17 protein-coding genes and 1 other RNA gene are annotated in these 19,051 nt (G+C 56.1%); 12 read left to right on the top strand and 6 right to left on the bottom strand.

The genetic code is table 11. The features are described 5' to 3' along the window. Window positions 1–127: 127 nt before the first annotated feature. From RT613_RS02590 to RT613_RS02565, 6 genes are all read right to left on the bottom strand, one after another. A complete protein-coding gene (locus RT613_RS02590) occupies window positions 128–913 on the bottom strand; it encodes a GH25 family lysozyme (protein ID WP_313612723.1) in 786 nt (261 codons plus the stop codon). A gap of 166 nt (window positions 914–1,079) precedes the next feature. Next, window positions 1,080–1,763 (bottom strand): class I SAM-dependent methyltransferase, encoded by a 684-nt coding sequence (locus RT613_RS02585; RefSeq protein ID WP_313612721.1) that lies wholly within the window; start codon window positions 1,761–1,763, stop codon window positions 1,080–1,082. Further along, window positions 1,760–3,010: a DUF3419 family protein gene (locus tag RT613_RS02580; protein WP_313612720.1), complete on the bottom strand. Its 1,251-nt coding sequence runs from the start codon at window positions 3,008–3,010 to the stop codon at window positions 1,760–1,762. Before RT613_RS02580 ends, RT613_RS02585 begins: the two co-directional genes overlap by 4 nt. Before the next feature lie 76 nt (window positions 3,011–3,086). Continuing rightward, window positions 3,087–4,148 (bottom strand): transglycosylase SLT domain-containing protein, encoded by a 1,062-nt coding sequence (locus tag RT613_RS02575; protein WP_313612718.1) that lies wholly within the window; start codon window positions 4,146–4,148, stop codon window positions 3,087–3,089. A 112-nt stretch (window positions 4,149–4,260) separates the two neighbouring features. Beyond that, window positions 4,261–4,896: a LysE family translocator gene (locus RT613_RS02570; RefSeq protein WP_313612716.1), complete on the bottom strand. Its 636-nt coding sequence runs from the start codon at window positions 4,894–4,896 to the stop codon at window positions 4,261–4,263. 208 nt (window positions 4,897–5,104) lie between these two features. Beyond that, window positions 5,105–6,316, bottom strand: a complete 1,212-nt coding sequence (locus tag RT613_RS02565; protein WP_313612714.1) for a pyrophosphate--fructose-6-phosphate 1-phosphotransferase — start codon at window positions 6,314–6,316, stop codon at window positions 5,105–5,107. A gap of 329 nt (window positions 6,317–6,645) precedes the next feature. Here RT613_RS02565 and RT613_RS02560 point away from each other — a divergent pair, with 329 nt between their 5' ends. From RT613_RS02560 to RT613_RS02505, 12 genes are all read left to right on the top strand, one after another. Continuing rightward, window positions 6,646–7,386, top strand: a complete 741-nt coding sequence (locus RT613_RS02560) for a DnaJ family molecular chaperone (RefSeq protein WP_313612713.1) — start codon at window positions 6,646–6,648, stop codon at window positions 7,384–7,386. After that, complete coding sequence (locus tag RT613_RS02555; protein WP_313612711.1) at window positions 7,383–8,150, top strand: N-acetylmuramoyl-L-alanine amidase; 768 nt, start codon at window positions 7,383–7,385, stop codon at window positions 8,148–8,150. Before RT613_RS02560 ends, RT613_RS02555 begins: the two co-directional genes overlap by 4 nt. 248 nt (window positions 8,151–8,398) lie before the next feature. Continuing rightward, window positions 8,399–8,938 (top strand): lytic transglycosylase domain-containing protein, encoded by a 540-nt coding sequence (locus RT613_RS02550; RefSeq protein WP_313612709.1) that lies wholly within the window; start codon window positions 8,399–8,401, stop codon window positions 8,936–8,938. A 126-nt stretch (window positions 8,939–9,064) separates the two neighbouring features. Next, the gene (locus RT613_RS02545; RefSeq protein ID WP_313612708.1) at window positions 9,065–10,252 is read left to right on the top strand and encodes an FAD-dependent oxidoreductase; all 1,188 of its coding nucleotides are present in this window, start codon (window positions 9,065–9,067) and stop codon (window positions 10,250–10,252) included. An 81-nt stretch (window positions 10,253–10,333) separates the two neighbouring features. Then, complete coding sequence (locus RT613_RS02540) at window positions 10,334–11,530, top strand: NAD(P)/FAD-dependent oxidoreductase (RefSeq protein WP_313612707.1); 1,197 nt, start codon at window positions 10,334–10,336, stop codon at window positions 11,528–11,530. A 58-nt stretch (window positions 11,531–11,588) separates the two neighbouring features. Then, window positions 11,589–11,985, top strand: an RNA gene (rnpB, locus tag RT613_RS02535) — RNase P RNA component class A. A 405-nt stretch (window positions 11,986–12,390) separates the two neighbouring features. Continuing rightward, complete coding sequence (gene mraZ, locus RT613_RS02530) at window positions 12,391–12,831, top strand: division/cell wall cluster transcriptional repressor MraZ (protein ID WP_313612706.1); 441 nt, start codon at window positions 12,391–12,393, stop codon at window positions 12,829–12,831. A gap of 14 nt (window positions 12,832–12,845) precedes the next feature. Further along, window positions 12,846–13,871, top strand: coding sequence for a 16S rRNA (cytosine(1402)-N(4))-methyltransferase RsmH (gene rsmH, locus RT613_RS02525; RefSeq protein ID WP_313612704.1), 1,026 nt, complete (start codon window positions 12,846–12,848; stop codon window positions 13,869–13,871). A 1-nt stretch (window position 13,872) separates the two neighbouring features. Then, entirely contained in the window at window positions 13,873–14,361 is a 489-nt protein-coding gene (locus RT613_RS02520) for a hypothetical protein (RefSeq protein WP_313612702.1), read from the top strand. Next, window positions 14,361–16,100, top strand: a complete 1,740-nt coding sequence (locus tag RT613_RS02515) for a penicillin-binding protein 2 (protein ID WP_313612699.1) — start codon at window positions 14,361–14,363, stop codon at window positions 16,098–16,100. Before RT613_RS02520 ends, RT613_RS02515 begins: the two co-directional genes overlap by 1 nt. Before the next feature lie 59 nt (window positions 16,101–16,159). After that, window positions 16,160–17,620, top strand: coding sequence for a UDP-N-acetylmuramoyl-L-alanyl-D-glutamate--2,6-diaminopimelate ligase (locus tag RT613_RS02510; protein WP_313612697.1), 1,461 nt, complete (start codon window positions 16,160–16,162; stop codon window positions 17,618–17,620). Further along, a complete protein-coding gene (locus RT613_RS02505) occupies window positions 17,617–19,050 on the top strand; it encodes a UDP-N-acetylmuramoylalanyl-D-glutamyl-2,6-diaminopimelate--D-alanyl-D-alanine ligase (protein ID WP_313612695.1) in 1,434 nt (477 codons plus the stop codon). The genes RT613_RS02510 and RT613_RS02505 overlap by 4 nt, the downstream gene beginning before the upstream one ends. Window position 19,051 lies beyond the last annotated feature (1 nt).

Raw genomic sequence — 19,051 nt, 5'->3', positions numbered from 1 at the left:
TGGTAATGAATTTGTCCTGCTTTCGGCAAGATTTGTGACGAAAGCATGAGATCAGGCACAAAAATACGCAATGGTTCGGGGCAAAGCCCGTTTCACTGATGGTGATGGTGTCCAAACTGTTCCAGCATTATTTGCTAGCGGTTGTAACCCAGTTTTTCCAGTGCTTTTCTGTGCCCGCAAAAACGTTGATATCGGTCGGGCCATTGACGCCGGGAACAACGCCGGTGGCGGTATATTGCCAGAATGCCCAGCGGCGATCCTCGTAGATCTTGGCAGGGTGGGCGGCGACGGAGCGCACCCAGAAATGGTAGTTCTGGAACTGGCCGACCAGATTGTCGCGGTGGAAATCGACCGAGGTGTAGATGATCGGGCGTTTGCCGTAATGTTTTTCGATACGGTCCAGGAAGCGCTGCATTTCGGCACGCACCACCATCGGGGCAGGGCGTGTCTTGCAGGTCGGTGAAGAAGGGTTCCATTCCACGTCGAGAACCGGCGGCAGCGTCACCGCTTCCTTTGGCACGTTCTGGATGAACCAGTCAGCCTGCGCATCCGCCGTCGAGCAGAAATAATAGAAATGGTAGGGGGCATGCAGAATGTCCGCCTTGGCGGCCAGGCGCCAGTGGTCATTGAATTTCGGGTAGATCCGATCCGAACCTTCTGTCGCCTTGATGAAAACGAAAGATACGCCAGACTTGCGCACCTGCTGCCAGTCAACATCGCCATTCCATTTGGAGACGTCGATGCCATGGATTTCATGGCGATGCGGATTGTTGGGGCCAAAATCCTGCGGGTCGGTGTCATGGAAACGCGGTTTGCCCAGGGATGCCGTTTCCAGCAGGTCATAGCTGGCCGAGGTGCAGCCGCTTGCCAGCAACAATGTGGAAAGAACCACCGGTAAAAGCCGTCGCCCCATGTCTGTCTCGTTCTCTAAAAGGAATATTCCCCCACACGGCTTTCCTGCTTCGGAAAGGTGTCGGATATTCATACTTCAGCATAACGTGGTAAACAACCGGTTATGACAAGAGGCAAAACACTGTTTTGCCTCAAGAAAATCTGACATGGTTTGTGCTGGGAAGCGTTTATTTGCCGGCCGCTTTGGTGATGACGGCGCGCCAGGCGTAACCACCGCCAATGGTTTCGAACCGCAAGCTGGCATCATGGCGGCTCAGACGGTCTTCGAGAACCTGGCGCAAATCCGCTCTGGGGGTGACGTGGAAGCGGGTCAGCCAGCCACGCAGCAGACGGCGAAACAGGGCTGGAAGACGCTCCTGCTGACCGAAATCGACGATGTGCAGGCTGCCGCTAGGTGCCAGTGCCGCCAGTGAGGCATCGATTGCACCCTGCCAGTCGGGGATCATTGACAGGGCATAGGAAATCATGATCCGGTCAAATCCCCCATCCAGACCAAAATCGGCGGGGTTGAAGGCAGTGGCGTCGGCTACCCGAAAAACCGGTTTTTCCGATTCAGATCTGAAGTTTGCGGCGGCTGTTTCAAGCATTTGCGCAGAAATATCCAAGCCGAACAAACGCGCCGATGGAAAGGCTTTGCGGGTGAGGAGAAGGTTGCGGCCTGTGCCGCAACCAACTTCCAGCATGGTGCCGTTCACCGGGATGTTCAGCCCAGTGATGGTGCCATCGCGACCCAGCAGATAATATTTGCGGGTCAGATCGTAGATGTACCGCTGGTAGCGGTACATATCATCCATCAGTCCAGCCTGCTCATTGCTGTCAAGCGACTGAAAGCCCTGGCGCTGACCGCTCATGCTGAGGTCTTTTCATAGATGTGGAAGCCACCATAGATCGCTGAACGGTCCTTGCTGTTCAGTTCCTTGGAGCGGTCTTCCAGATAGACCCAGTTGTTGCGGATCTCCGGTGACAAGCGGCCTTCGATCACGCTTTTTTCCGCAGCGGTGCGGAAAATGACACGTGCACCTTGCGCCGCCGTACGGGTCATCTGGCCCCAGAGATCATTGAGCTGGGTGTCGTTCATCCAGTCCTGCGCATCGAGCAGCACGTAGCGGTCGAGGCTCGAAGCCTGTTTTCCGGCCAGCAGCTCCGTGAAGGTTGCATGGTGGACCGAGACCTTGAGCGCGTTGTTACGAATGGCTTCGTAATATTCCGGCTTGAGATAGGCGGGCAGGGCACCTTCATGCGGTTCCGGGTACCGACGGGCGAAGGCCTGCCAGGCGAAGTAATTGTCCTTCAGCGGGAAATCGCAGGCGAGTTTTTCCAATCGGGCACGTAGAACCGGCGTGATGGTGTTGCCGTCCGAGAGACTAGCCAGTTCATCATATTGGCGTGGCGGGATGCCAAGGCCAAACAGCGAGCTTTTGCGTTTGGTCAACCAGCGGATCATCGGCTTGTCGAACAGCGGCGCGACCTTCTCATCAAAGAAGCGGCGTTGCTCATCCATGGTGCGCGCCTCGGTCATCTCGGTCAGCTTGACGCCGTGCAGGCGGGCAATCACATGGCCGGCACCAATGAAACGGCCGAGCAGGCCGGTGCGGTAGATATTGCGATTGAACACCGAAATGCGGCGACGGCCGGTCATGGTGCGTTTTGACCAATAGGCACGGGTCTGGTGATCGAGATGTGGGGCAATAAAGCGGTCATAACCCTCGCTGTTGCTGCGCACATTCGACTGGCCGAACTGGCGAACCACGTCGCCATGGCCGGGCAGATGGTGAAATGCCGTCAGCTTGAGTTTGTTCAGGGCAATGTGATGCGGATTGAGATCGACGACATCAATGCTTTCAGGGTTGCGCGACAGATAGGCCAGCACGTTGCAGCCGCCGGATCCGATGGTCACGATGCGATGTCCATCGCGCAGTTCCATGGCTTCCATGTCCACCTCAGGATCTTCCCAGATCTGCGGATAGACAAGGCCTGAAAACAACACGCCGAACAGACGCTCAGAAAAGCCGTCCGTTGACAGTGTCTTGTGCTGGAGAAGGGCATTCTTCAGCTTTCCATTGTTGCGAAAGCTGGTCTTGTGTGTGGCGCTCGTCATATGATTCCACCTCTACATTGGGTTAGAGGCGTTTATCTCTGCTACGCTACAGTTTGATGACGTGCTGTGGATTGCCCTATTTGCGCAGGACGTGCAGCATGCCCTTGCGCTTGGCATCGTAATAATAACCACGGGCATAAAGGCGAACCGCATTGTCGCGGTCATTGTCTGCCACCAGCCATGCACCGCGCAGATATTTGACGGCGTATTTCAGGTTGGTTTCCGCATCAAACAGGCCAGAGGCAGGGCCGTCAAAGCCCATGGAGCGGGCGGTGGCATGTTTGATCTGCATCAGGCCGTAATGTCCGCGATTGAAGGCGGATGGCACATAACGGCTTTCACGCTGTACGACGCGGTGCACCAGATCTTCCGGCACGTCATACATCTGCGAATATTTGGAAATCAGGCCGCTGAGCTTTTCGCGTCCAACAGGTGAGGTCTCCATGCCTTCGCGGGTGTTGATGGCGGCAAGGGCGGCATTTTGCGGCGCGGAGGCGTAGGCCATCATCACGCCTTGCGGTTTTTGCGAGGGCACGACGGTTTGCGCCGAGATGGCGGCCTGCGCAGCCTTGCCATCATCGAAGGGCTGCATGGCCATAGAAATGCGCATGGCTGCGGCTTCGGTTTGTTTGGCCGGGAAGGAACCCTTGACGGCAGTGACCTGCGTGAAGGCTGGCGCAGCGGTTGCGGTGGTCGCAGTAGCAACCTGTGTTCCCGGAACCTGCGGCTGTGCCTGCTCGCCGACCGGAGCGGTGACTTCGGTCTGAGCGACTAACTGCGGCTGCGCATCGCTGACCGGCTGTTCGGCAGCGGCGGCAATTTCCGTGGCGGGAGGAAGAATGAGTTTGCCCGCTGCATCAACGGCGACGGTGGATGAAGCTGCGACTTGGCCTTCTGCTGGCGCTGATGTAGCAGACTGCGCTGCAACCTCGGTGCCGGCTTCGCCTGTCGTGGCAGCGGCTACGGTACCATCGGCGGCTGGCTGCGAAGCCTGTGCCTGCAGTCTTGGCTGCGTGGTTTCGAGCTCTGGCTTGGAGGCATATTCTACGCTGGTGCAACCCGCCAAAGTGGCCGCGATACCAAATGTGGTCGATATCAGGAGTGCCGTTTTCCGGCTTGCACCCAGGCGTATTGTCATGTTGCCGCTCTCGTTTTGCCTGTCTTTCGACGCCCCCGTCGCGAACGAAGCAGGCTATTGGATGTTTCGTCCATTAACCTATTGTGAACCGGGCGGCAATACGGCCGTCGCATCAGGCAGCGATTCGGCGGTATCCAGCGGTCACTGCACGGCCACTGATGAAGTAGCTACGGCGTTGATAAGGCTTGCGTTTTTGGTTGCTCATCTGCCGTGCGAGAGACAGGCTCTTTTCGGCAAAAACAGCATGTGCGAGGGCAAGGGCAAGCGACACCAGCAGCACGCCGGCCTGCATTTCCGCAAGCGGCGTAATATTGTCGGCACCCGCCGTCACGAACTGCGGCAAAAGCGCAAGAAACACGGCGATGAAACGTGGGCTAAGCGCCTGGCAATAACAGTCGGTAAAAATGCCACCGGCGGTTTCAAACGGTAGATTGTCATTGTCAGCCTTGGCAAGACGTACTGCAGGGCTGGCAAACACCCACAACATGAACAGCATTAGCCAGCCTATGCCAGCCCATTGCACGATTTCCAACAGTGATACGGAAATATAGGCAAAACCGAGAGTTGGGATCGCGGCGGCGGTCATTGCGGTGACAACGCCGGTCGATGCGCCGGTAATCGCGGGAAGGATGGTCTTTTTACCCCTGATGGCGCTGTAGGAGGCCACGCGGTGCGACAGAGGTGAGGGGAGTGAGAATAAAATGGCGCAAGCTGCGGCAAATGTGATCCATAGCTCTGCGTTCATCATTTCGGCTCCCTTTCCTCCCAAAGCGCGCCATCTGTTCAGGATACGCCTGACGCGCCTTAAGGCTTCTATATTGCATGTTCTTCTCTCAAAACCGCTACACAGTTTTGTGTGACATGCCTTAAATTAGCAACGTCAGAAGCATGATGCCATGCTCCTGACGTCTTGCAAGGGGATTTCCCCCTTTAAAGCAATAAAGTGCTGTTATGCGTCAAGCTGACACAGCTTTCTGGCCAATATGATCCATAACGTCGGTAAACCATTGTGCCGAAATATCGAAATGCTTTCCACCCTTAATGCGCGGAAATTCGATCGTGCGCAGTTTGCCGCCCTGTTCTTCATCATGGCCGGTCACGCCCGATACCTTGTTGAGGGCGCTTTCAACCGCCAGATCCACCATGCTCTGAATGAGACGTAGGTCATCCTGGTTGGCTGGAGCGGAGCGTGCGTAATAACCCGATTTCTGAACCATGGAGCGTTCAGCACCGATCAGGCTGGCGAACTGCTTCTGGAACCAGCCGCCAACATTGATGGTGTCGATCTTCACATGGCCGAAGGCATCGCGCTTGACGGCTTCGCCAGAGGCTTCGCGTTCGGCAACGATGGTGTCGAGGCCAGCACCTTCCGACACGAACAACGTCACGTAACCCGACTTGTCCATGATGGCGCGCAGGCGCTCAGATTCAGCTTCCAGGTCAAATGCCATTTCCGGCAGGAAAAGGCCGTCAATATTCTTCATGGCGGCATTCATCATGAAACCGTCGACATATTCATTGGCGCTGGTTTTCTGGATGTAGGCGCGGGCAGTTGCCGCTGTCAGCCAGCCGCAGTGACGGCCCATGACTTCATGGATAACCAGCGTGCGCGGTGCGGCACTCTGTTCGTTGCTGACATTGTCAAAGAAATTGGCGCCAACTTCGGCTGCCGTCCAGGCACCCAGCGACTGCTTGATTGGCACGACGTCATTGTCGACGGTCTTTGGCAGGCCAACCACGGTGAGGTTATAGCCATTGGCGCCGAGATAGGCGGCGAGATCAGCTGCTGTCGTGTTGGTGTCATCGCCACCAATGGTGTGCAGAATGGTCACGCCGTCATTGGCCAGACGTTCGGCCGCAACGCGCAGCGGGTTTTCGCCTTCCTTGACAAGACCGCGCTTTACGCAGTCGGCAGCATTGGTCAGCTTGACGCGGCTGTTACCGATTGGCGAGCCGCCATAACGGTGCAGGAGATGCGCCTTTTCGCGCATGTCCTTGTTGATTTCGATGCGGTCACCCAGAAGAACACCCTGATAGCCGGACCGATAGGCCACGATGTCGATCTCCGGTGCGATGTCCGTGTATCTGCCAATCAGGCCGCCAACAGCGGAAGAAAGGCAGGGAGCAAGTCCACCGGCGGTCAGCATTGCGACTTTCTGTTTGGCCATCACGGCACTCCTTTTAGGTCATGAAAATCTGGTTTGTGGGCAAATGGATGCGACAGCAGGCCGCGGCTGTAAAGTGAATTTATCAAGAAAAACGGGTGTTTCGCCCGGTTTTTGAAGCTTATTGCAGGTGCGGGCAAATATAATCGTTTCAATTGATAACGGTGTTGCGACGGTGCTTTGCGTGGCTGTGGATAAACTCGTGTGTAACCACATCAGTGTTTTCAAGGGGGCAAACAGCAGTTTCACCTCAACCAAAGATGAATAAAACTTAATAATGCCAGACCGCCTGACGCCTTGCTTTTTCGGGCGTTATCTGGTGAATCTGGATTATGATTATAGATTTCGCCTGTCTGCAAATTTCATCTCTGTGGGAACGGCTGCTCGGTGCGATAGGCGAAGTAGCGGGCAATACGCTCGGTCGCGTGGTGGAAGCCATCCGCACGCTGTTTGAAGGCGACCCGGAAACCCGTCGTAAAGTTTCATTCTCTGTTGCCATCATTGCGCTCTCTGCAAAGATGGCCAAGGCTGACGGCGTTGTGAATGATGCCGAGGTGAAAGCCTTCCGGCAGATTTTCGATTTCCCTGAAGAAGAAGCGCAAAACGTTGCTCGGCTTTACAACCTCGCCCGTCAGGACGTGGCCGGTTACGAGGCATACGCCGAACGGCTGGCTGGACTGTGTGGTTCGGGGCAGGACAATTGCCAGATGCTGGAAAGCGTCATTGATGGCCTGTTTCACATTGCCAAGGCTGACGGTCTGATCCATGAGCGCGAACTGGCGTTCCTTGGCCGCATAGCGGAAATCTTCCACATTAGCGAAGACCATTTTGAAACCATCATGGCACGGCACGTCCATCTTGATGGTCGTGATCCCTACCGTGTTCTTGGCGTTTCGCGTTCTGATGCGTTTGCTGAAATCCGCAAGCGTTATCGCAGTCTGGTGGCAGAACACCATCCGGACCGTTTGATTGCCCGTGGTGTGCCGATGGAGTTGCATGCTGCAGCCAATGAACGTATGGCTGCACTCAATGCCGCCTATGCGGCGATTGAGAAAGAACGCCGCGCTGCATGACTGCTTTTACACCTGACTACGCGGGTGCTTCCGTTGCACCTTCGCCGAACCATGGCGAGCGGGCAGACAACTGTTCGCCCGACATGATCATTCTGCATTACACGGGCATGCCAAGCGCCGATGGGGCGCTATCGTGGCTGTGTAACCCTGAAAGCGAAGTCTCCAGCCATTACTTTGTCCATGAAGACGGGCGTGTGGTGCAGCTTGTACCAGAGGGGCGTCGTGCATGGCATGCGGGCAAAAGCTTCTGGGCTGGCGCAACCGACATCAACTCTCGCTCCATCGGTATTGAAATCGCCAATCCCGGCCACGTTGGTGGTTTGCCGGATTTTCCTGCCGAGCAGATCAGGACGGTTATTCAATTGTGCGCAGATTGTGGCGAGCGCTGGTCTATCGCGCCGGAAAGGGTGCTTGCGCACTCTGACGTGGCGCCAGTTCGCAAGGTTGATCCGGGCGAAAACTTCCCCTGGAAGACCCTGCATGAAAACGGGGTAGGGCACTGGGTTGAACCCGGTTCCGTAACCGGTGGCCGCTTTTTCCAGCGCGGTGATGCTGGCCAGCCGGTCGAGGCGCTGCAATCCATGCTGTCGTTTTACGGTTACAACGTTGAAATCACAGGATCTTTCTGTGAGAAAACCGAAGGTGTGGTTGCTGCTTTCCAGCGCCATTTCCGTCCATCACGGGTCGATGGCATCGCGGATTTCTCGACAATCGACACGCTGCACAGGCTTTTAACAGAACTTCCAAAATATCGTTCTGTTTAAGTTGTTTTAAGGTGTTTTGTTCCTGAATTGGCGGCTTTGAAGATCGGTTTTTCTTCGTTGCCACAGTATATCCTTAATGAGCTGTTTAAACGTCACCATTGAACTGCGGTGGGACGCTCATTTAAGCAACTGTCGTGAATATCAACAAGTAAGACATTTAGGGTCGGAGTATCCGTGATGGACTCCGTTAGGTGAGTTGTTGCGTCGAGGCGCCAATTCAGTCTTACGTCTGGAGATTTTTTCTAAATATGAGAAGAGTTGTTGTTGCCGGTGCAGCATGTCTTGCCATGCTTGTCGCACAGGGTGGAACTGCGTTTGCCCGTGATAAGCAGGTTAAAACCAAAACCGTTACACTTGAAACCATGATCCGTAAGCCCGGTTATCCAATGCCGGAAAAGGCCGTTCCTTCGGCGCTCAAGAATTCTTACTCCCCGATCATCGTCAAATACGCCAAGAAATACGGTGTGCCTGTTGGTCTTGCCCATGCTGTTGTCAGCGTGGAGAGCAAGTTCAACCCGAAGGCCCGTGGCAGTGCCGGTGAAGTTGGGCTTATGCAGATCAAGCCAGCAACAGCACGCATGCTCGGTTATCGTGGGACAACAAAGGGCCTGTATGACCCTGAAACCAACATTCGTTGGGGCATGGAATATCTTGCCAGAGCACATCAGCTTGGCGGTGGCCAGACGTGCGGCACCATTCTGCGTTACAATGCAGGCCATGGCGCAAAACGCATGAACCCGGTTTCGAAGCGGTATTGTGGTAAGGTGCAGGCATTGCTGGAAGGCTGATTGTGCTTCCCCTTGCCGATGCCGCCAATAAACGGCTGCGTTGTTGCTGTTTGTGTTGATATCTTATGTTGACAGGCGGACGGCCGCTCATGGTAGCTCTGCTCCCCGAATGTGGAGCAGAATGCAGTGACGGACTTCAAATACATAATCATAGGTGCGGGCATGATGGGCTCTGCCGCAGCCCGCCACCTTTCCCAAATGACCGATGGCGTTGCGCTGATTGGTCCTGCTGAACCTGCAGATCGCAAAAACCACAGAGGTGTTTTTGCCAGCCATTATGATGAAGCGCGCATCACGCGCGGTTTTGATGGCGATAGGATATGGGGCACTCTCGCGGTGCGATCTCTTGCCCGTTACGCCGAAATTGAAGCGGCAAGCGGTATTCCGTTTTATAGCGAGGTAGGCTGCCTGTTTACAGGTGAAGCACCAGTGTCTGACGCCAGTTATGTCAGCAGAGCCCTGACCAATTCCGCAAAACTTGGTCTTCAAATTCAGGCCATCAAGCCGGATGCTGTACCGGAGCGTTTCCCAATGTTTGCTCTGCCGAGCGAGCATCATGGTTACTTTGAAGCACGCAATGCCGGATATGTAAATCCGCGTGCTCTGGTGCGGGCGCAGGTGGTGATTGCCGAAAAGCAGGGTGTTACCGTTCTGCGGCAGACCGCCACGCGTGTTAGAAATGATGCTGGGCACGTGCTTGTCGAGACCGCGGATGGCAACAGCTATACGGCGGACAAGGTGCTGGTGGCGGCCGGTGGCTTCACCAATATGGCCGAGATTTTGCCACGTCCGGTCGACATGGCCGCAACTGGCCGAACCATCGTATTTTTTGAACTTGATGAGGCGAAACAGGCTCTATTCAAGGGCATGCCATCAACGATTGTGCTGGCTGATAATGACGATGATGTCGTCTATATCCTCCCGCCGGTGCGCTATCCGGATGGCAAGGTCTATCTGAAGATTGGCGGTGAAGGGGAAAAGGGCGCGCTCTCTTCGCTCAATGAAGCGGTGTCGTGGTTCCAGTCGGATGGCAGTCTTGGGGAGGTCGATTATCTGACCAAACGTGCGCTTTCGCTGATGCCTGATCTAGCCGGTGCGCCTGTCACATCAGGCTCCTGCGTCGCATCGATTACCAAAACCGGATATCCCTATATCGGTTACACGGATGCGCCCAATATTGCGGTGCTGACGGGTGGCAATTTTGTTGCCGCAAAATCCTCCGATGAAATTGGCCGGCTTGGCGCGCAGCTGTTATTTGACGGAGCGCTGCAGGAGCGTGAATTCGCCGCAGCGATGAACCCGGTTTTCATCTGACTTTGATTCAACGGATCGCTAGAACGTGTTGATCCTGAATCCAAAAAGCAGGGCGCATATTTAAAAGAATAAGGGAACAGCATGTCAGCACATTTCAAACATATCGTCATTGGGCGCGGCATGATGGGGGCGGCCGCTGCCAAATATCTAGCGCAGCAGGGTGATGGTGTGGCGGTGATCGGGCCGGATGAACCACAGGATGCCAGAACCCATCAGGGTGTTTTCGCCAGCCATTATGATGAGGCGCGCATTACGCGCACGATCGATCCGGATGCCGACTGGGCGCTGATGGCCAATCGCTCGATTGCCCGTTACGACGAGATAGCCCGCGACAGTGGTATTGATTTTTATGCGCCTGTCGGTTGCCTAGTGGTTGGCCCAAAGCGTGGCGGTGCAAACCCCTTCATCCAGAATATTTGCAATGCCGCCACCAAGCTGAATGTCACGACCGAGCTGCTTGACGATCATGCGCTGGAACAGCGCTTTCCCTATTTTTCCTTTGAGGCCGGCTGTGAAGGCGTGTTCGAGGCGAACAATGCCGGATATGTCAATCCGCGGGCGCTGGTGAAGGCGCAGAGCATTCTGGCTGAAAAAGCCGGGGCGACAGTCATTCGTGACTTTGCGGTTTCTGTTCGTGATGAAGGCGGTGTTGCCGTCGTTACTACGTCGCAAGGCCAAGAATACCGCGCTGACAATGTGCTGGTGGCCGCTGGTGGTTTCTCGATCATGGAAGGGTTGTTGCCGCAGCCCGTGGCGCTGGATGTCTACAAGCGGACCGTGACGTTTTTTGAAATTCCTGAGGACGAGCTGCATCACTATGCTGGCATGCCTTCTCTGATTTATGAGCCAAGCGACCCGACAAAACACATCTACATGTTGCCGCCGGTGCGGTATCCCGATGGCAAGGTCTATCTGAAGATTGGCGGTGATCCTGATGACAAGCTGGTTGCCGGTGATGCCGATATGCGTGACTGGTTCCGCTCCGGCGGCCGACAGGTCGCGCAAGATCATCTGACGGCTATTGTCGCAACCCTTGTGCCATCGGTTGATCTGTCGCGGGTTTCCACTGGCGCTTGCGTGGTGTCCAAAACACCGGGCGGTTACCCCTCTATCGGCTTTACATCCTCACCCCGTATCGCGGTTTTGACCGGTGGCTGCGGCATGGCTGCCAAAAGTTCCGATGAAATCGGCCGTTTGGGGGCGACGCTGTTGCGCGACGGGCAAATCGGTGATGGCGCCTATGCCACGGATTTCGTGCCGGCCTTTGCTGCATCCTGAATGGGATAGCCGATTTTTGCTGTGGCTTTCCTGCCGAAAGCCGTTTAAGGAGCCGATGCCAGTTGGCCGGGCAGCCGCGCTTTACCAATGTCGAAAGACGGTAAGGTGAGGAAAGTCCGGGCTCCACGGAAACACGGTGCCGGATAACGTCCGGCGGGGGTGACCCCAGGGAAAGTGCCACAGAGAGCAAACCGCCACGCATGCGTGGTAAGGGTGAAAGGGTGGGGTAAGAGCCCACCGCGCGACTGGTAACAGAAGCGGCAAGGTAAACCCCACCGGGAGCAAGACCGAATAGGGATGACGCGGGGTGCGCAAGCGCTTACAGCCGGTTTTCGGGCCAGTCATCCGGGTGGGTTGCGAGAGGCGGTGTGCAAACATCGTCCCAGATGAATGGCTGCCACGTTCCGGGTCAAACCGGGGCCATACAAAACCCGGCTTATAGGCCAACTGGCAAATTTCCTCTTCTTGAGGTGTGTTGCGGATCTGATTCCGATTTTCCTGTTATTGTGCTGAAATATATCGATAAATCGCGTTTTATCACGCGGTTCTGCGCGCCGTTTCGGTTGCGCTTTCGCGCGTCGCATAAACCATTCATTAAACTTAACGGTCTATGAATATACGATGCGGAAGACGGTATTGTGCTGGCTTCTCCCATTGACGCCCATAGTGTCCCATGGTATCCCAAATGCACATCGCAAAGGGTCGTGTTTCTGGCCCGCAATCGCTGAAATCTACGGGAAGCCTCTCTGGGGCTGCTGCGGAACATGCTGTTCCGGCGGCCAGCGATCTGTCGTGTGTATCGGTGTGGCTTGGGTGGCGGTTGGTCCGTCGTTCGGGTGATGTTTCAAACGGGACGGGCAATGAACCGCTTTCTGTCGAACGTTACGAACAAGATCGATACAAAGGGGCGGGTCTCCGTTCCGTCGGCATTTCGTTCCGTTCTGGCCGTTCGCGGTGTTCAAGAATTGTATTGTCTACAGGATTTCGCGTTTCCGGCGATCAGTGTCGGTGGGCCGGATTTGCTGGATCGTTACGAGCGGCAAATCGCGGCGATGGATGCTTTTTCGCCGGAGGCCAACATGATGTCGTTGCTGGTTCACGGCGGCGGCGTTTTCATGAAGCTCGATTCCGAAGGGCGGCTTATGGTGACGGATTTCATCCGGGAATTTACCGGGATTTCCTCCGAGGTCACATTCGTTGGTCGGGCAGATCATTTTCAGCTTTGGCAGCCGGAGGCTTTTCAGGAAGCGCAGGCAGCCGCAAGATCCGGACGCAATTTTGCGGTAGCGCGTCCGGTTTGATACGGGGAAACAAGATGACAGTGAATTCCGACGAAGGCATTGATGATGCCGGTGGCGAAACCGTTCGTCATATTCCTGTTCTTTTGAAGGAAGTGCTGGTCGCTCTCGACCCGCAACCCGGTAAGATCATTCTTGATGGTACGTTCGGGGCAGGCGGTTATACGCAGGCCATTATCGATCAGGGCGCAGAGGTCATCGCGCTTGATCGCGATCCGAATGCCATTGCTGCCGGTCAGGCAAAAGTTGCTGCCAATGGTGGACGCCTCAAACTCATACAGTCACGGTTTTCCGACCTTGCCCGTCATGCGCCGGAAGGTGGTCTTGATGGTGTGGTTCTGGATATTGGCGTGTCCTCCATGCAGATCGATGAAGCCGATCGCGGTTTCTCGTTCCAGAAAAATGGCCCTCTCGACATGCGCATGTCGTCATCGGGCGTATCTGCGGCCGATGTGGTCAATCGCTGCAAGCCGGGTGATCTGGCGCGCATCTTCGGTTTCCTCGGTGAGGAAAAACAGGCCGGTCGCATCGCACGCGCTATCGAAAAGAAGCGTGCCGAAGAACCTTTCCGCACCACGCGTGATCTGGCTGGCCTGATTGAAATCGTCACGCCACGCAAAGCCAAGGACAAGATCCATCCGGCAACCCGGGTGTTTCAGGCGCTGCGCGTTTTCGTCAATGATGAATTGGGTGAATTGGCTTCGGCGCTGTTTGCTGCCGAACAGGCCCTGAAGCCCGGTGGCCGACTGGTGGTCGTGACCTTCCATTCGCTGGAAGACCGCATCGTCAAGAAGTTCTTTGCTGATCGTTCCGGTCGTGCGTCCGGCTCACGCCACATGCCGATGGTCGAAGAAAAGCCAGCCATCTTTGATGCGCTGGGCAAGCCGATGATCGCTGCCAGTGAAGAAGAAGCTGCAGTAAACCCACGTGCCCGTTCCGCAAAGTTGCGGGCCGGTGTGCGCACCACAGCCGCGGCGCCAAAGGCGGATGTCTCGATCTTCGAGTTACCCGATCTCGCCAGCCTTGAAAAACTGGGAGGCTGACATGCTGCGTACTCTTGATCTCGTTCTGGTCGGTGTGATGATTTCCGCAGCTGTCGTAACCTATACGATCAAGCACCGCGCGGATGAAAAGCTGGCCGAGGTTCGCAAGCTGGAAACCGAAATCAAGCTGGAGAAGGACACGATTGACCTTCTGCGTGCTGACTGGGCCTTGCTGACACAGCCGAACCGCCTGCACCGCCTTATCACTGTTTATGGGGATGAGCTGAAGCTGGAGCCGACATTGTCCACCCAACTGGCCCAGCCCAATGAATTGCCGATGCTGCGCTCACAGTTGCCCCAGCCGCCAGAGCCGGAAGGCATGAGCGTTGAGGATGCAATTGCCTCTGCGACAGCCGGGTCCAATGACACGAAGCTGGCCAATCGTGGCACAACAACCGGCGGGCTTGCTTCGTCCGGTATTCCGGTGCCGCTGCCGCGCGCTTCGGTGCGTGGTGTAGATGCAACGACAACAGGATCGGTGAACCGCTGATGTCATTTCTTTCCCGTATCATGGTTCACAAAAGCCGGGCACATTACTCCGTATCCACCGGAGGGGTGACCGACCACGCCGCCTTTGAGGGCGCACGCAAGAAAAGAGCCGGGCAGGCGAAAAGCCGCGTTGGCATCATCGCGCTCAGCTTTACCGCCTTTTATTGCGTGATCGGCGGACGCCTCGTGCAATATGGTATGGAAAAGCCTGAGGTCGTTTCCAGCATCGCACCAGCCGACCGCCTGATGGCGTCGCGTCCTGACCTTTTGGACCGTAACGGTGAAGTGCTGGCGACCGACATTCGTACCGTGTCGCTGTTTGCCGAACCACATCGTATCGTCGATGTCGACGAGGCGATTGAAAAACTCAGAACCGTTCTGCCTGACCTTGATGCGCGCGGCACCTATCAGAAGCTCTCTTCCAATTCGCGGTTCCAGTGGCTGCGCCGTCAGCTGACACCGAAACAGCAGAGCCAGATCCTGGCGCTTGGCATTCCCGGCATTGGTTTCCGTCCCGAGAAACGTCGTTTCTATCCGGGTGGTCCGACTGCCGCGCATATCGTCGGTCACGTCAATATCGACAACCGTGGTGTTGCCGGCATGGAACGTTATGTCGACAATCAGGGCCTTGCCGATCTTACAGCGCTTGGCATGACCACCGATCAGCCGCTCGAGCCGGTCAAACTGTCGATTGATCTGCGCGTACAGGCCATTCTGCGTGAAGTGATCTATAGCTGGATCGCCAAGACACAGGCGATTGGTGCTGGTGCCGTGGTGCTCGACGTTCACACCGGTGAAGTTCTCGGTATGGCGTCTGCGCCGGATTATGACCCCAACAACCCGGCCGAAGGTGCCAAGGAAGGTTGGTTGAACCGCATGTCGAACGGTACGTTCGAAATGGGCTCGACCTTCAAGTCCTTCACCACCGCGATGGCGCTGGATACCGGCAAGGTACGCATTACCGATAGCTTCGATGCATCTGCGCCAATCCGTATCGGCGGTTTCACCATCAAGGACTTCCACGGCAAGGGCCGCGTTCTGTCCGTTCCGGAAATCTTTCAGTACTCCTCCAACATCGGTACCGCCAAAATGGCCGACGTGGTGGGTATTCAGGGCCACAAGGACTTCCTGACCAAACTTGGTCTGTTGACCCGCATGAAGACCGAGCTGCCTGAGGTGGCGATGCCAACCCAGCCGCGCGAATGGAAAAAGATCAACTCGATCACCATTTCCTTCGGTCACGGTGTGTCGACAACGCCGCTGCAAACGGCGGTTGCCGGCGCTGCACTGGTCAATGGCGGCAAGCTGATCGAGCCAACCTTCCTGCCACGCAGCCGTGCCGATGCTGATGCTGTGGCAACACAGGTCATTCAGCCATCCACCAGCAAGGACATGCGTTTCCTGTTTGACTGGAACGGCACCAAGGGTTCCGGCCGCAATGCGCGGGTGGAAGGTTTTGACGTGGGCGGTAAAACCGGCACGGCCGACAAGGTTGTAAACGGCCGTTACGCCAGCGACAAGAACTTCAACGCCTTCCTGGCAGCCTTCCCGATCAGCGATCCGCAATATGTGGTGCTGACCTTTATTGATGAACCAAAGACAGACAAGGGTAACGGCGCGGCACTGGCAGGTAACACTGCGGCACCAATGGTCAAAGAGATCATCAGCCGTTCCGCTGCCATCCTTGGCGTGAAACCAAAGTTCGGTGAGGATGGCTCGGCCTTGCTCGTGTCTTATTGATTGTTAGAGCTTACTATAAACCGACGATTCGAGTCGGGGGACAAGACGGAAAACAGTCGATGAAATTGCGAGATCTGTCCGGAACCGAGTTTCCGGAACTGAACGAAGTTATGCGCTCCGCACTTGGAGAGCTTGAAATCAAATCCCTGACGGCAGACAGCCGAAAGATGGAGCCCGGTGGCCTTTTCGTGGCGCTTGCCGGTTCCAAGGCGGATGGTGCAGCCTTTATCAATGATGCTGTTGCCAAGGGCGCTTCGCTCATTCTGTCTGGCCATCCGGCCGATGCACCCGTGCCTGTTCTGGCCGTGTCCAATCCTCGCCGTTACCTGTCGCTGGCCGCCGCCCGTTTTTATGGAGCGCAGCCGCAGACCATGGTGGCGGTGACTGGCACCGCTGGAAAAACCTCTGTTGCATCCTTTACCCGCCAGATCTGGGCGACAGCCGGTCACGCGGCAGCACAGATCGGCACGACTGGCGTGATTTCGCCTAGCCGTTCCGATTATGGTTCGCTGACGACACCAGACCCGGTTTCGCTACATGCGCTGCTTGCTGAACTGGCAAGCGAAGGTGTGACCCATGCTGCGATGGAAGCATCCAGCCACGGCCTTGATCAGCATCGTCTGGATGGCGTGAAGCTGGTTGCCGGTGCTTTCACCAATCTCGGACGTGATCATATGGATTACCATCCGACGATGGAAAACTATATGGCAGCCAAGATGCGGCTGTTTAACGAGCTGCTCGACAAGGGGCAGCCTGCGGTTATCTTTTCGGATGATCCATGGTCACCACAGGCCATTCGTGCAGCCGAAGAGGCAGGGCTTGAGGTTCGCACTGTCGGTCGCAAAGGTAATTTCTTGACGCTGAAACGGGTCGAGCATTTTCGCCACAAGCAGATGATTGAAATTCATCACGAGGGCGAAATCTTCGAAGTCGATATTCCGCTTGCCGGTGATTTTCAGGTGGCCAATGCGCTGGTGTCGGCCGGTCTTGCCATTTCCACCGGTGTTCCGGTTGCTGTCGCCCTGCGCGCGCTGGAAAAGCTGGTTGGTGCCGCTGGTCGTCTTGAACTGGTCGGTCATGCAAAAAATGGCGCGCTGGCCTATGTCGATTATGCCCATAAACCGGATGCGCTTGAAAATGTGCTGACCTCGGTGCGGCCATTTACATCAGGTCGCATTGTCGTGGTGTTTGGCTGCGGTGGAGATCGTGACAAGGGCAAACGCCCGATCATGGGCGAGGTGGCCTCACGCCTGTCGGATGTTGTGATCGTTACAGATGACAATCCACGCTCCGAGGTTCCCGAAACAATTCGTTCTGAAATTCTGGCTGCTGCACCCGGCGCTCTGGAAATTGCCGACCGTGCTCAAGCCATTCGTCATGCCGTTGCCATGCTGGAAAGCGGCGATACGCTGATTGTTGCTGGCAAGGGCCATGAAGAAGGCCAGATCGTCGGCACGACAGTTCTGCCATTTTCCGATCATCAACAGCTACGCAGTGCATTGGAGGAGATGTCGCTTTGAACTGGTTATGGACAGTGCAGGAATTGATTTCGGTCATGTCGGGACGCCCGGTTGGCAACCTGCCAACCGGTATAACGGGCATTTCCATCGACAGCCGCACGGTCAAACCCGGTGAAGCTTTCTTTGCGATTAGAGGTGACCGGGTAGACGGGCATGATTATGCCAGCTTTGCGGTTGCCAATGGTGCTGCACTGCTGGTGATCAGCGAAGGAAAGCTACCAGCACTTGGTCGCCTGACCGTGCCAATGATCGTCGTGGAAGATGTGTTGGCCGCACTGGTCAAGCTTGGCATGGCGGCCCGTGCCAGAAGCCAGGCCAAGATCATCGCCGTGACCGGTTCCGTCGGTAAAACGACCACCAAGGAAATTCTGCGCCAGATGCTTGAGCCGTCGGGCAAGGTGCATGCCGCCGTTGCCTCCTTCAACAATCACTGGGGTGTGCCACTGACCTTGGCGCGCATGCCTGCCGACACCGATTATGGTGTGTTTGAAGTGGGCATGAACCATCCGGATGAAATTCGTCCGCTGGTGAAGATGGTACGTCCGCATGTGGCGATGATCACCACCATTGCCGCAGCCCATCTCGGCAATTTCCGCGATCTGCAGGAAATCGCTGCTGCCAAGGCTGAAATTTTTGAAGGTGTCGAGCCGGGTGGCGCTGTTATTCTCAACCGTGACAATTCCCAGTTCGAATTTCTGGCCGAGACCGCCCAAAAGGTCGGCATCGAACATATCTATACCTTCGGTCAGCATGCCAAGGCGGATTTCCGTCTGGCTGACTATGAAAATACGCCACGTGGTTCGACATTGTGGGCCATCATAAACGGTGAGACCCGCGAATTGCGGATTGGTGCGCCGGGACGCCATATCGCTGACAATGCCATGGCGGCGCTGGGTGCGGTGCTGTTGTGTGGAGCCGATCTGGAGCGGGCCGTTTCTGCACTTTCCCGTCTGGAAGCCGTCAAGGGACGTGGCCAGCGCCACCGTCTGACGGTCGGGGACGGTTCCTTCGTGCTGATCGATGAAAGCTACAATGCCAACCCGGCCTCGATGCGTGCTGCCATTGCCGTTTTGGCAGCAGCCGATACCAAGGGGCAGGGCAGGCGCATTGCCGTGCTTGGCGACATGCTGGAAATGGGCGAGTTTTCGCCGCAGGTTCACGAAGAGCTTGCCGGTCCTCTGCTTGCTGCCGGCATTGAAAATGTCTGGCTGGCGGGGGAAGCGATGGCGCATCTGCGCGACGCATTGCCGGACAGCGTCAACGTGTTCTGGTTTGCCACCACGCAGGAATTGAATGAATTCGTCGCTGAAGCGGTGCAGGCGGGCGACATTTTGATGTTAAAATCGTCTCTTGGTATTGGTTTCGGCAAGATCGTCGCAGCTTTGCTTGACAAGCATTCACCATTCCCCGACACGGAACTCCAAAACTAAA

The organism is Agrobacterium sp., from assembly GCF_032092815.1.
Classification (GTDB): Bacteria; Pseudomonadota; Alphaproteobacteria; order Rhizobiales; family Rhizobiaceae; genus Agrobacterium.
Note: the sequence above shows the minus strand (reverse complement) of the source record. Positions and strands in the feature narration are given on the sequence as shown.